Source organism: Mucilaginibacter robiniae (assembly GCF_012849215.1).
GTDB classification, from domain to species: domain Bacteria; phylum Bacteroidota; class Bacteroidia; order Sphingobacteriales; family Sphingobacteriaceae; genus Mucilaginibacter; species Mucilaginibacter robiniae.
Genome location: NZ_CP051682.1, coordinates 1,767,179 through 1,780,449, shown reverse-complemented (window position 1 = coordinate 1,780,449; position 13,271 = coordinate 1,767,179). Strand labels below are relative to the sequence as shown.

The following is a 13,271-nucleotide window of genomic DNA, read 5'->3' as shown; positions in this document are numbered from 1 at the left end:
GTTAGAATTATTTACCCCAAATAAACCGCATCCTCTTCGCCACTTTCGCTAATTGATACGTACACGTGCTCTTTGATTACGGTAGAAAGCGCAATACCAGAGTAGTCGGTGCTTACCGGAAAGCTTTTATGATTACGGTCAACCAATACTACGGTACGTAGTTTTTTAAGCGGAACGTCCAGGAAAACGCCGAAACCGTAGGCTAAGGTTTTGCCGCTGTTCAGTACATCATCTACCAAAACTACCACCTTGTTACTGCAAGTATTTACATCCTCATCAGTGCTGAACTGTAACGTGTGGCTTTGTTTATCCAGTTCAATATTAATCATGCGGCAGGTAAAGGGGGCAATTTGCTCCAGTACCTGTTTGATGCGTTGAGCAATCAGGCTACCCTGAGGCATAATACCAGCTATAATTACCTCAGGCTCATCTAAGTTATCTTCCAGAATCTGGTAGGCAATACGATCAATTTTTTGCTGTATCTGCTGATGGTTCAGTATCAGTATTCTTTTATCAGGCATGTTGGGTTGCGGATTACGGGTGGTCGGTTGCGGGTTGAATAACTATAATATTATCGATTAGTCTTTGATATCATTTTTCCTCTTTAGCATCTGTTCTCACCTTAGCGAAAATACAAATTATTCTTTGCCGTAAGGGAAATATACAAAGTTGGCACCTTCAGGCACAATCACGAACAGGCACATATAGTCGTGCGGATTTTTATAGCTCTCTATAAAGCGTTGTTTCAGTTCTTTCTTAATAATGCCGCGTTCTATAAACTCCTCCAGCGTAGAGGCATGTATGGACCATTCAGTATTCAGTTCATTTTTATCCAATACCAGTTCGCCTAAACTTACTTCATGCTGGTGAGCTATAAAAATAGGGTAGCCTGATAGCCCTTCTACCATAACTTCTACTGATACCTCACGCAATGATTCGCTATACAGGCGTAAATCAACTTCCAAACTTTTCAGCGGACTTTCCTGGCGTTTTTCGTTGTTATCATTTAATAGTTCTTCCGGATCCATGAGCGTTATTCTGTATTATTAATGTCTCGCAACAACGTGGTAGGTTTTACTTCTTTAATTCCAGTAGTACCACATTTTCCACATGCTGTGTATGCGGAAACATATCTACCGGTTGTATTTGTGTTACGTTGTATTTTTCTTTTAAAACCAATAAATCACGCGCTTGTGTGGCTACGTTGCAGCTCACATACACGATTTTTTCGGCTTCAATCTCCATCAGGCGGTTTACCACATCGGCGTGCATACCGGCACGTGGCGGGTCGGTAATAATTACATTAGGTTTGCCATGAATAGATACAAATTCGGCATCCAGTACATCTTTCATATCACCGGCATAAAACTGGGTATTATGAATATTGTTGATGGCTGAATTAATTTTGGCATCTTCAATAGCCGAAGGCACGTATTCAACCCCAACTACATTGTGTACATGGCCCGCTACAAAGTTGGCAATGGTACCGGCACCGGTATATAAATCGTACACCAGTTCATCGCCTTTAAACTGGGCAAAATCGCGCGCTACCTCGTATAAACGCTGAGCTTGCACGGCATTGGTCTGGTAAAATGATTTCGGGCCTATGCGGAACTGTATGTCATCCATACGTTCATGAATATATTCCGGACCTTTCCAGGCAATTACTTCCTGATCAAAAATAGTATCGTTCTTTTTCTGGTTCAGGATGTATAGTAACGAGGTAATTTGCGGAAACTCCTGTTCTACAAACGCCATCACCAGCTTTACTTCTTCTTCGGTAGCATAAGCAAATACCACAATCACCATTAATTCGCCGGTTACTGCCGTACGAATGATGAGGTTGCGCAAAGCTCCTTCATGAGCTTTTAAATTATAGAAGCTGATGTTATGCTGTTTGGCAAAATCGCGTATGCGCAGGCGTAAATCGTTAGATGGATCGGTTTGCAGGTAGCAATGGTGAATGTCCAATATTTTATCAAACCGTCCCGGAATGTGAAAGCCCAAGGCATCCATATTCATAGGCTCATCGGTGCGGTTTTCACCATCGTTCAGCCAGCGCTTGTTTGAAAAGGTAAACTCTAATTTGTTACGGTAATAACGATCGGCCGGTGAGGGTAAAATAGGTGAGGCGCAGCTTACCTCTACCTTAGCCAAGCGGCTCAGGGCATCAGTTACCGTTTTTTGTTTAAACTGTAACTGGGCCTCGTAGGTCATGTGTTGCCATTTGCAACCGCCGCAGGTACCAAAATGCTCACAGAAAGGCTCGGTACGGTGAACCGATGGTTGCTTAAGTGCTACAATTTTGGCTTCGCCAAAATTTTTCTTTTTACGATATACTTCCAGGTCGGCTACATCGCCTGGTACGGCTTTTTCTACAAACAGTACAAAATCGTCGGCTTTGCCAACGCCTTTGCCTTCTTCGGCAATGTCAATAATGGTTACGTCTTCAAACAGCTTGTTTGGCGCAGCTTTTTTCCTCATGAGGTTGCAAAGTTAAGCAAACCCCTTTAAATCTTTCCGGCAGGCTTATACTTTACCTGCATTAACGCTTTCCCTGCCGGATAGATTGGATGATGCTCATTGAAACAGACTTAAAATGTACAGCCAAAGCTTTTCCATTTCACTATTAACTTCTGCCGGTTCAAAGTGCTCATCAATTTGGTCTGAGAATTCAATTAGTTCACGGCTCATAGTATTTTGGTTTGATTCAAACAAATGTAAGTATATTATATACCAAATACCAAATCGGTATAGTGATTGTTTTTGAAAAATTAGAACAATGACATATATTACCTTTTAAAGAAACATCACAAGTAAAATGTTTATAGTTGAATGGTGAACTTATGCAGGCAATATTTACATTTCATCTGTTCTGATGGTTTAATAAGTACCGCAATTACGTAGCTTAAGACTAGAATAGGTATCACTATAATACTTATACCCAAAAGTAATATCAGCAGAAAGCCAAGCCATTCAGGAACATTATCAAACCATCCTGCTTCCATAGTCAAAATAATACCAATTGCAAGCCATAAAATGATAGCAATCATCCTGGAAAAATATTCCTTGTTGGATAACTGCATACTTACCCCACTACAATTTGGGCAATGAACCGCTTGTTTCATTTCTAACGTTTTTAAATAAGATCAGGAAAAAGGCAGCTATGCTGCTGGTAAGTTATTATAGGACTTCCGGTTCGGATAATTGTTCTCTGTTATTCCAATCAATTGTTCGTGAGAAATACATTAGCGTAGCAATGATGATGAACAAAGCAATACTGCCTACCAACAAAGCCAGGTCTTCAAGCTGTATAATAATAAAGATGAAACTGTAAAACAGTGTAAGTATACCGGCAAAAAGAATAGCCGCTTTTTGATGTGATAGTAGAGAGGCAACAAACCAGGTAATTAATGCTATAGTGGCTATTGCTGCAATTAAATAAGCTATATTAAAGCCAACCTGTTCAGCAAAAGAAAGCAGTAGAATATAAAAAACAATCATGGCAGCGCCAATAAGCGTGTAATTAAGCATATGCACTTTTTGTTTTTGTACCACTTCTGTTAAAAAGAGAGCCACAAAAGTGAGCGCGATAATTAGAATAGCATATTTACTGCTGCGCATGGTTTTCTGGTACTCATCTACCGGTATGCGTAGCTTTACACCAAACAAAGCATTTTTCTGATTTTTAAGGTTGTTGAGCAAAGTGTCATTATCAATCCATTGTTGTGGAAACGGACGGTTGTAGTACAGCATACGCCAACTAGCGGTAAAGCCTTTGTTATTAATTTGTCTGTTATCAGGTAAATAGCGGCCATCAAAACTAGGGCTAGGCCAATTGCCGCTTACTTCTACTGCTGTTGTTTTACCAGTATGTATAAATTTAAGTTCCTGGCTACCTTTTAAATTCAGATTAAAGCTAAAAGGGATAAGGTTACTGGAACTGTTAGCTAAATTAACGGCTACCTGCAAGCCATTGTCAAGCAGGTGGCCGTTGGTTAGAACAGGTTCGGCAGTTGATGCCTGATTCTGCACTTTTATGATAGGGTTAGATTGAAGCCCTTTTAGATCCGATACACTAAACAATAACCGAGCTTTATCCATCATTATTAAGCTAGGATCTATCTGCAGTTTGCTCAAATCGGCTTTGTTAAAGTTGCCTGTAATCTGAATACTGGCATTATATACACCAACGTTGAAGATGCCCCGGTGTAAAGTTTGTGATTGTATAGCTGCCTTAATTTTTAATGCTTCAGGCAGTACATACAGGTTTTCAGTAAACTCCTGAATAGAAACTTTATGGTTAATGTCTTCATGGCTAGTTCTTACTTTGTAAGGAATTAAGAGTACGGGACCTTGTATCATTTGCGTGCCCGACCATTTATCAGATACATCTTGATTGATTTCGCGCTGGCGGTTTGAGCGTTCTACAATTAACCCATCTATCCAAGCTGAAGGAATAAGTAGCAGAATGGCAAGTAGGGCAATGAACAATAGTTTCAGTAATACAGATTCTTGCATCCCAAAAAGTGAAGATTGATTTCTCATATATTTTCTTATTTAAAAGTGCTTTGTATTGCAAAGTAAATAATGCTAAAAAATGCCCGTCTCTGGGCCAACTGTGATTTATATACTTATGAAATCAAAGGTATGTAAAAGAACTTTGTAATGCAAAGTGAGATGTAAAAAATTATAAGTACTGTAAAATTGGATAGTGGTGAAAGTATTAAGGTTTTTTAAAACTGATGCATATTTTGCAAAATGTAATTCAAAAACGGCAATCTGAATTAATTATAAACCATAGCGTGTAGTTTTACTTTATAGCATCTGTAAACAACACTATGAAAAAGCTTCTTTTATCAATCATATTAGTAACTGGATGGGTACGCTATATGCAGGCGCAACATTTATCTGACGCTGTTACCAAAAATGGTTCCCTGCGTGTAGTGGATAGCCACATTGTAAACCAGCACGGGCAGCAGCCGCAACTTCGGGGTATCAGCATGTCGTGGAGTATATGGGGGGGGCGTAAGTATTATAACACGGATGTACAAAACTGGCTGGTAACTGATTTTAAAATTACCCTGTTGCGTGTAGCCATGGCTGTTGAGCCGGAACATGGCTATTTACAAGAGCCAGTTGCACAAACAAAATTGGTAACTGAACAGGTTGACCAAGCTATAAAGAATGGTATTTATGTGCTGATTGACTGGCACGATCATCATGCCTGGAAAAATGTTGATCAATCTAAAGCTTTTTTTAGCCGGATGGCCAAACGCTACAAGGGTAAGCCAAACGTGATTTATGAAGTATGGAACGAGCCGGAACGCATTGGTTGGGACACGATTAAAAATTATGCTACCCAGGTAATTACCGAAATACGTAAATACGACCGTAATAATTTAATTATAGTAGGTAGTCCGCATTGGGACCAGGATGTTGACGTAGCCGCTGCCGACCCAATTACTGGCTTTAAAAATATTGCTTATTCCTTTCATTTCTATGCTACCGAACCAAGCCACCAAGATGGTTTGCGGGCCAAAGCTGAAAAAGCTATGCAATTAGGCTTGCCTTTAATGGTAACTGAATGGGGGGTAGGTGAAGCCGATGGAAATGGTGAATTTAACCGGGAGAAAACCGCTAAATGGATGGATTGGTTGAATAAATATCAGCTGAGCTGGGCCAACTGGAATGTTGTTGACAAACAGGAAACTACAGCTTTGCTACAACCCGGTGCTCCTACTAAGGGCCATTGGACAGAAGATCAGCTTACACCTGCGGGATTGTATATTCGGGAGCAGTTACGGAAGTTGAATAAGTAATGTACAAAATCATTAACTTCTGCCCTCCTGTATTATTAGCTAAAATATCTGTACATAAAATCTTTAAGTTTGAATTAGCCCTTAAGATAGGGTGTTGAGTAAATTATCTATTAGTTTAATTAAGCTGGTTTTTTTATGAAGTTGGAGTGTGCTGCTTTTTTGTGTAGAAATTGTGTATTGCTTTAAACGACATAAATCCAATTAATACAAGATTTTTGTTGTAATTATTTAAAAACCAGTTATGACAAGAAAATTACTAACCTTATCGGTTGCTGCTACCATGCTGCTTTTTTCGTGTAAAAAAGAGCATAGTAACCCAACAGACAGTAGCAGCAACAAAACTTACCAGGTGAGTTTTAATGTATCTTCAGAGTTAACACAAAGTACAACGCCGCTGATCTCTGCCAGTAGCAGCCAAATGCATACCTTAGCTGCAGCAAAGCCTATCCCGGTAGCTACTGCGTACCTGACCGCCTTGTTTTATGATGCCAACTCTAAGTTGCTGCAGCGGGTAGATCAAACTAAAGCTTCTACCACTAATTACGGTACCATTTCGGTACAATTACCGGTAGGAACAGTATATGCATTTTTTATCGCTACAGATGATAATTCATATACGCTTAGTACGAGTACAAACAATAAGCAGGATGCAGCTAAAATGCCTAAGGGATACCCTGTCATTTCTTATGATAACAGTTATTTTGGCCCACCAACCACCAGCGTGTTTACTAAAGGGCAGGCACTTAATATAACTGCACCATCTACACAAGCCATAAGCTTGTCACGTGCGGCCAGCCGCCTTACTGTTGTTGTTGACGATGTGCCGCCAGCCAATACTAGTTATACATACACACAGGCTCCACCTAATAATGCATTGGATTTGCTAAGTCAAACCGGCGAACATACCAATATTTACTCATCTGTAGCACAAGGTTTAAATCCAACAGCAGGACAATCAGGTTACACCTACGAGGCAATCATCTGGCCAGGTGTTGGCAGTACTCATTCCTTTAGTGGTTATTTCCCTTCTTTAACGCCGGCTAGCATAAACAAAACATTGTTTGCAGCTACAGATACTATTAAGCCTAATACTCGGTACAGATTTGAAGGTTACCTGACCAACCTGCGCCCAACTACCAGCGTTATTACTACCGATACTGCCTGGAACCCCACTATTAATAAAACATTTAGCATAAAGCGCAATAACAATTAAATATTTACTATGAATAATTAAATCATGCAACGTGTTACATTTAACACGTGCAGGTGATAAAATGAAAAGCTCAGGTATTCAAAAGAATGCTTGAGCTTTTCATTTTCTTACTGACAAATTCCTGTATATGAACGGCTTACTAAAAATGGTACTGACAAAATAGTGCCACCACCGCCAATGGTTTGACAGTGTTTCATGGTGTTACACACTGAAACATGTAACACCTGTAACAGGTAAATAGTAAACTTAAACGGTAATAGCAGCCTTTACCAAATAAGGCAAAATTTCTTTCTGAAAGGAAACAAAGTTTTTGCGCACGTCGGCATCGCTTACTGAGGTGAAAGCAAAGCTGAATACAATGTTTTTGCTGCATTTAATCAGAAAACGGATGCGCTGCTGGTAGCTTTCGTGCTTACGCATACCGCTAAGGGTAGTAAAGGAGCTTACCAGCAAATCTTCCAGTTCGTTAGAAAGGTTACGCAAAAACTCCTGTGAGTTGGTAGATTCGCGAATAAAATCCCAACCGATAAACTCATTACATACGGTGTATGATAGCCGGCAGGTTTTCATAATCAGGTTGCTCAAGTGAGTTTCTTCATCCAGCTCTGGTGTATCACTGTGTATCAGTTCATCTACACTCACCTGAATATAATCCATCAGCAAAGAGTGCAAAATAGCCTCTTTGCTGTCGAAATATTTATAAATGGTGGCCTTGGCTATTTTAGCCTTTTTGGCAATTTCGTTAACGCTGGTTTTATGATAGCCGAACTTGCGGAACAGATCCTGCGCAGACCGTTTGATGGTATCTCTGATTTTATCGGCTTCCATGTATCAATTAGACACAAATATGGTAAAATTACTTACATATACCGAGTAAGATTTTAGTGACCGGGTAGCGGGTGCTTTCACCGGCGAACCATCAGACAATAAAAACTTAGAACCGCTGCATGGGTCGGTAGCCGTAAGTCCGGTAGCATCAATCGTTACGGCACACTTGTTTTGAGGCAAATAGCTGCTGCAGCGGTCATAAGCTACATAATCATTAGTGCCGGTACCATAACGGTATATAATTAACCCGGCTACACCATAACCGGTAATTACTGTCGAACCGCCAATGCCGCCCAGTTTGCTCAGGCGAGGGTCGGTAAGCGGAGCCGAAAAGTTAACGGCTACGCTGGGTATGTAACTGGTATCACCTTTACCGCAACCCACCAGGCACAACATCAACATGGAAAGATAAACCAGTTTACGCATTATACAATATCAGTTTTAAATTGTTTCAGGAAGCGAACGTCATTCTCAGAAAACAAACGCAAATCGCGGATCACATACTTTAAGTTGGTAATACGCTCAATACCCATACCAAAGGCAAAGCCGGTATATTTATCGGCATCAATGCCACAGTTGGTTAATACATTAGGGTCAACCATACCGCAACCTAAAATTTCAACCCAGCCAGTGTACTTACACATATTACAGCCTGCACCTTTGCAAATGGTGCACGAAATATCCATTTCGGCCGATGGCTCGGTAAACGGAAAGTAGGATGGACGGAAACGCACTTGCGTACCCTCGCCATACAATTCCTGTACAAAGTGATACAAGGTTTGCTTTAAATCAGCAAAAGATACATTCTCATCAATATACAAGCCTTCTACCTGGTGGAAAAAGCAATGGGCACGTGCCGAAATAGCCTCGTTACGGTAAACACGACCTGGCATAATAGCACGGAATGGTGGCTTGCCGCTTTCCATCATGCGTACCTGTACTGATGAAGTATGGGTACGCAAGGCAATATTGCTAGCTTCGTCTTCACCCTCTTTGGCTGGGTGAGATACAAAAAAGGTATCCTGCATATCGCGCGCCGGATGCTCAGGCGGAAAATTCAGTGCCGAGAAATTGTGCCAATCGTCTTCAATTTCCGGACCTTCAGCTACCACAAAGCCCAAGCGTTTGAAAATATCTATAATCTCGTTCCGCACCAACGATAGTGGATGGCGAGAGCCTACCGCAAAGCCTTCTCCAGGCAAGGTCAGGTCAATATCTGCTTTCTGGTTGCTTACTGCCGATTCAAAATGTTCTTTCAGCGTTTGGTATTTACTTTCGGCCAGTTGTTTAAACTGGTTCAGTACTTTACCTAAAGTCCGTTTTTCTTCGGGTGTCGTATTTTTAAACTGTTCAAAAAGATCTTTAATAATGCCTTTGGTACCCAAAAACTTAATACGGAAAGCTTCCAGTTCATCGGCATTAGCCGGAGCAAAAGCTTCTATCTCGGTAGTATATTGATTAATTTGATCCTGCATGTTCAGGGTTATAATATTCTTAAAAAAAGTTCGGCTCCTAATCTGATTACAAAAACGCTTATTGAATTACGCCCAGTTCTTTACCTACTTTGGTAAACGCTGCAATAGCTTTATCCAGATGTTCCTGCTCGTGAGCGGCTGATATTTGTACACGAATACGTGCTTTGCCTTGAGGCACTACCGGGTAGTAAAAACCGATAACGTAAATACCTTCTTCCAGCATGCGGGCAGCAAACTGTTGCGATAACTTGGCATCGTGCAGCATTACGGGTACAATCGGGTGTACGCCCGGTTTGATATCAAAGCCGGCTTTTGTCATTTTCTGACGAAAGTACTGGGTGTTGTTTTCCAGCTTGTCGCGCAGGGTAGTGGTTTCGCTCAGCATATTCAGCACGGCAATAGATGCGCCTGCAATAGAAGGAGCCAGTGTGTTGGAAAATAAGTACGGGCGTGAACGCTGGCGTAGCATATCAATAATTTCTTTGCGGCCTGAAGTGAAACCGCCCGATGCGCCACCTAAAGCTTTACCCAGCGTACCTGTAATAATATCTACCCGATCCATTACCTGATGGTGCTCGTGAGTGCCGCGGCCGGTTTTGCCCATAAAGCCTGAACAATGGCTTTCATCAATCATCACCAAAGCTTTATACTGGTCGGCTAAATCACAAATTTTGTCTAGTTGGGCAATCGTGCCATCCATCGAGAAAGCGCCATCAGTTACAATAATACGGTGACGTAAGTTTTGGGTTGCTTTCAGCTTTTCTTCCAAATCTGCCATATCATCGTGCTTGTAACGATAGCGTTGTGCTTTGCACAGGCGTATGCCATCAATAATAGATGCATGGTTCAACTCGTCAGAAATAATAGCATCCTGATCGTTAAACAAGGGTTCAAAAACACCACCGTTGGCATCAAAGGCAGCTGCATAAAGTATGGTATCTTCAGTACCTAAAAACGTAGATAATTTTTTTTCCAATTCTTTATGCACATCCTGGGTGCCGCAAATAAAGCGTACAGATGATAAGCCATACCCATGATCGTCAATAGCCTGCTTAGCCGCTTCAATCACCTCAGGGTTGGATGATAGTCCTAAATAGTTGTTGGCACAAAAGTTAATCACCTCTTGTCCGCCTAGTACTTCAATCTCGGCACCTTGGGGCGAGGTAATTACACGTTCCTTTTTATATAGTCCTGCTTTTTCAATATCACTCAGTTCTTGTTGTAAAACCGGTTTCAGGGTATCGTACATAATTCAGTATGTTAAGATGCAAATTTAAGCATTATCAGGCATTTTGACAGCCTTAACTAATACCCTGTTAAAATAATTGTGCTGTAGCCAAACATTTTTGCAGTGAAAGCTATATACACATAGAGACCCGCTATGAGAAGATCCTTTTTACTTATTGTTTTGATTATTACAGCTTTCCAGGTATCTGCCCAAAATTACCGCCTGTATGGTAATATTACAGATACTGATGGTAAGCCCGTATCTTTTGCTTCCGTGTATATCCGGAACAGTACTTATGGTAGTACGGCTAATGAAGATGGCGATTATGAATTTAAACTCAAGCCCGGAACTTATACCGTAGTATATCGTAGTGTAGGGTATTTGGAGCATCTGGAAAAAATAACCATTACTAACCATAACGAACAGCACAACATCCGTTTAGGAAATGAGCCTTTTGCTTTGCAGGCCGAAGCCGGTAGTGGTAATGAGGCTGATCCGGGTGCAGATATTATCCGCAAAGTAATAGCCAAGCGTGAGGGTTATTTAAATCAGGTACCAGGCTATTCTTGTGCGGTATATGTAAAAGGTGTACAAAGATTAGTGAGCGCTCCCAAAAAGTTACTGGAACATGGCGTAGCAAAGGCTTTGCAGATTGATACTACGGGTAAGGGTATTTTGTACCAATCTGAATCTATTTCGCAATACAATTTTGAAAATCCTGACAAGGTTCGGGAGTTTATGACTTCGTCAAAAACAGCCGGACAGAATACTGCTTTCAGTTACAACAAGGCATCTGACTTACAGGTTAACTTTTACAAAAACAGCTTCAATATCCAAGGTTTAAGTGCTCGTGCCTTCGTATCACCTTTTGCTGATAATGCTTTAAATTTTTATGATTACAAACTGCTGGGAACTTCTATTAAAAGCGGTCGGCGGATTGATAAAATTCAAGTAATCCCGAAGCATGAACATCAGGCAGTTTACCAGGGCAATGTTTACGTAATTGATGGCGACTGGCGTATTTACAGTGTGGATTTGTTTCTGACCAAAAAGAGCAACGACATTAACTTTGTAGATACTTTACAGATAACGCAACAATATATCCCAATTACTGATACAGTATGGTTACCTATAGCTACCCGATTTAATTTTCAGGGCGATGTATTCGGATTTAAATTTAAAGGGTACTATTTGGCTATTTACAACAACTACAATCTGAATCCACAATTCAAGAAAGACTTTTTTAATGGCGAGGTACTGCGTGTAGAAAGCCAGGCTAACCAAAGCAAAAATAGTTATTGGGTGAGCAATCGCCCGGTGCCATTAACTGATTTAGAAAGCAGTGATTATAAAAGAAAGGACAGCTTAGGGGCTATCCAAAATACACCACGTTATTTGGATTCGGTAAACAAAGCGCAAAATTACTTTTTTACATTAAGTAATCTGATTTACGGTTACCAGTATTATAATCGGCATACCCGCGAATCATTTTATACCTATCCGTTTTATCAAACCCTGTTTTACAATACGGTTGAGGGCTATGGCATTAACTTAAAAGTAAACTATATTAAAGGCTTTGATAATGGGCAGTCGTTCTCTCTTAGTCCGGCTATACGATATGGCTTTTCTAACAAAAAGTTCAGTGCTAACATTGGTGGTACCTATACGTATGATCCGGCTCACCAAGGCGTGTTTATGGGGCGTTTTGGCAGCGATATATTAGACCTCAACAATGTAGGTACACGTACGCTGGTATTTAACACATTGAGTTCCTTATTAAGCGAAAACAACTATGTAAAGCTATACCGCACCCGTTTCGGTATAGCGGGCTGGCAGCGTGAGTTGGCGAACGGCGTTTTGCTAAACACAACATTATCTTATGCTGATCGCCAGCAGTTATATAATACTTCGTTTAATCACATTAAAGATTTTCCGGACAAGCATTATACCGCCAACAACCCGTTAGCTGCGCCACCTACGGTAGAGTCGCCTTTATTCCCGACCAACCAAGCGCTTACATTCAAAGCTTCCGTAACCTTTACCTTGCGCCAGCAATATATAACCCGGCCTGATGGTAAATACTACGAGCCATCGGTGTTCCCTAAAATCCGGTTAAACTACCGGAAGGGTATTGATGGCATATTAGGTTCGGATGTAAATTATGATTTTGGTTCGGTTGATGTTTTTGCCGATCGCCTTAAAGTGGGTTTGGTAGGTTATTCTGCATTCAAAGTAACTGCGGGTACCTTCTTTAACCATCGTAGCTTGTACTTTATGGATTATAACCATTTTTTGGGTAATCAAGGTACTACGTTTAACCCTACTATTGGTAACTTCCACTTCCTGGATTTTTATGACTACAGTACCGATCGTTCTTTCTTAGAGGCGCACTATGAGCATAATTTTGCCGGTAACTTGCTGAGTAAAGTGCCTTACCTGCGTAGGCTGAAATTGGAAGAAGTAATAGGGGTTAACTACCTGACTCAAGCTCAGCATAGTAATTATTCAGGTGTAACCAACAATGCCTTAATACAAGGTGTGAAAAGTAATTATTCTGAGTTCTATATTGGTGTGCAACGCTTTATTTTCCGCATCGATTACGGCTTTGCTTTTGAAGGGAGTCGTCGTATTACGCAAGGCTTCCGGATATTTTATGGCTTGAGATAATAGCTAAAAAGCACATAAAGAAAACGCCATTGCTAAAC

General features: G+C 40.8%; 12 protein-coding genes. 3 read left to right on the top strand and 9 right to left on the bottom strand.

Going from position 1 to position 13,271, the window contains the following annotated elements; translation table 11 throughout:
• Nucleotides 1–11: 11 nt before the first annotated feature.
• The 5 genes from HH214_RS07790 to creD all read right to left on the bottom strand — a co-directional run bounded on the left by HH214_RS07790 (nucleotide 12) and on the right by creD (nucleotide 4,548).
• Complete coding sequence (locus tag HH214_RS07790; RefSeq protein ID WP_169606786.1) at nucleotides 12–521, bottom strand: phosphoribosyltransferase family protein; 510 nt, start codon at nucleotides 519–521, stop codon at nucleotides 12–14.
• Between the two features lie 117 nt (nucleotides 522–638).
• A complete protein-coding gene (locus tag HH214_RS07785) occupies nucleotides 639–1,028 on the bottom strand; it encodes a hypothetical protein (RefSeq protein WP_169606785.1) in 390 nt (129 codons plus the stop codon).
• Between the two features lie 46 nt (nucleotides 1,029–1,074).
• The gene (gene rlmD / locus HH214_RS07780) at nucleotides 1,075–2,484 is read right to left on the bottom strand and encodes a 23S rRNA (uracil(1939)-C(5))-methyltransferase RlmD (RefSeq protein WP_169606784.1); all 1,410 of its coding nucleotides are present in this window, start codon (nucleotides 2,482–2,484) and stop codon (nucleotides 1,075–1,077) included.
• 341 nt (nucleotides 2,485–2,825) lie between these two features.
• A complete protein-coding gene (locus HH214_RS07775; protein WP_169606783.1) occupies nucleotides 2,826–3,128 on the bottom strand; it encodes a hypothetical protein in 303 nt (100 codons plus the stop codon).
• A 55-nt stretch (nucleotides 3,129–3,183) separates the two neighbouring features.
• Nucleotides 3,184–4,548 carry a cell envelope integrity protein CreD gene (gene creD, locus HH214_RS07770; RefSeq protein ID WP_169606782.1) on the bottom strand — a complete coding sequence of 455 codons (1,365 nt, stop codon included), beginning with the start codon at nucleotides 4,546–4,548 and terminating at the stop codon, nucleotides 3,184–3,186.
• A gap of 293 nt (nucleotides 4,549–4,841) precedes the next feature.
• Between creD and HH214_RS07765 the strand changes: the two genes are divergently transcribed.
• On the top strand, nucleotides 4,842–5,822 hold the full coding sequence (locus HH214_RS07765; RefSeq protein ID WP_169606781.1) for a glycoside hydrolase family 5 protein: 981 nt from the start codon (nucleotides 4,842–4,844) through the stop codon (nucleotides 5,820–5,822).
• A 241-nt stretch (nucleotides 5,823–6,063) separates the two neighbouring features.
• A complete protein-coding gene (locus HH214_RS07760; RefSeq protein ID WP_169606780.1) occupies nucleotides 6,064–7,035 on the top strand; it encodes a hypothetical protein in 972 nt (323 codons plus the stop codon).
• Nucleotides 7,036–7,281: 246 nt separating this feature from the next.
• Here the strand turns inward: HH214_RS07760 and HH214_RS07755 are convergent, their stop codons facing one another.
• Genes HH214_RS07755 through kbl form a run of 4 tightly spaced genes read right to left on the bottom strand, consistent with a single transcriptional unit; the run spans nucleotide 7,282 to nucleotide 10,587 of the window.
• Entirely contained in the window at nucleotides 7,282–7,863 is a 582-nt protein-coding gene (locus HH214_RS07755; protein WP_169606779.1) for a TetR/AcrR family transcriptional regulator, read from the bottom strand.
• Nucleotides 7,864–7,866: 3 nt separating this feature from the next.
• Nucleotides 7,867–8,289, bottom strand: a complete 423-nt coding sequence (locus tag HH214_RS07750; protein ID WP_169606778.1) for a Rieske (2Fe-2S) protein — start codon at nucleotides 8,287–8,289, stop codon at nucleotides 7,867–7,869.
• Nucleotides 8,289–9,338, bottom strand: coding sequence for a phenylalanine--tRNA ligase subunit alpha (gene pheS / locus HH214_RS07745; protein ID WP_169606777.1), 1,050 nt, complete (start codon nucleotides 9,336–9,338; stop codon nucleotides 8,289–8,291). The genes HH214_RS07750 and pheS overlap by 1 nt, the downstream gene beginning before the upstream one ends.
• A gap of 58 nt (nucleotides 9,339–9,396) precedes the next feature.
• A complete protein-coding gene (kbl, locus tag HH214_RS07740; protein ID WP_169606776.1) occupies nucleotides 9,397–10,587 on the bottom strand; it encodes a glycine C-acetyltransferase in 1,191 nt (396 codons plus the stop codon).
• A gap of 132 nt (nucleotides 10,588–10,719) precedes the next feature.
• Between kbl and HH214_RS07735 the strand changes: the two genes are divergently transcribed.
• Nucleotides 10,720–13,233, top strand: a complete 2,514-nt coding sequence (locus HH214_RS07735) for a DUF5686 family protein (RefSeq protein WP_169606775.1) — start codon at nucleotides 10,720–10,722, stop codon at nucleotides 13,231–13,233.
• Nucleotides 13,234–13,271 lie beyond the last annotated feature (38 nt).

Coding starts and splice junctions, on each gene's coding strand:
- HH214_RS07790 (WP_169606786.1), bottom strand. CDS start 521: ATGCCTGATAAAAGAATACTGATACTGAACCATCAGCAGATACAGCAA.
- HH214_RS07785 (WP_169606785.1), bottom strand. CDS start 1,028: ATGGATCCGGAAGAACTATTAAATGATAACAACGAAAAACGCCAGGAA.
- rlmD (WP_169606784.1), bottom strand. CDS start 2,484: ATGAGGAAAAAAGCTGCGCCAAACAAGCTGTTTGAAGACGTAACCATT.
- HH214_RS07775 (WP_169606783.1), bottom strand. CDS start 3,128: ATGAAACAAGCGGTTCATTGCCCAAATTGTAGTGGGGTAAGTATGCAG.
- creD (WP_169606782.1), bottom strand. CDS start 4,548: ATGAGAAATCAATCTTCACTTTTTGGGATGCAAGAATCTGTATTACTG.
- HH214_RS07765 (WP_169606781.1), top strand. CDS start 4,842: ATGAAAAAGCTTCTTTTATCAATCATATTAGTAACTGGATGGGTACGC.
- HH214_RS07760 (WP_169606780.1), top strand. CDS start 6,064: ATGACAAGAAAATTACTAACCTTATCGGTTGCTGCTACCATGCTGCTT.
- HH214_RS07755 (WP_169606779.1), bottom strand. CDS start 7,863: ATGGAAGCCGATAAAATCAGAGATACCATCAAACGGTCTGCGCAGGAT.
- HH214_RS07750 (WP_169606778.1), bottom strand. CDS start 8,289: ATGCGTAAACTGGTTTATCTTTCCATGTTGATGTTGTGCCTGGTGGGT.
- pheS (WP_169606777.1), bottom strand. CDS start 9,338: ATGCAGGATCAAATTAATCAATATACTACCGAGATAGAAGCTTTTGCT.
- kbl (WP_169606776.1), bottom strand. CDS start 10,587: ATGTACGATACCCTGAAACCGGTTTTACAACAAGAACTGAGTGATATT.
- HH214_RS07735 (WP_169606775.1), top strand. CDS start 10,720: ATGAGAAGATCCTTTTTACTTATTGTTTTGATTATTACAGCTTTCCAG.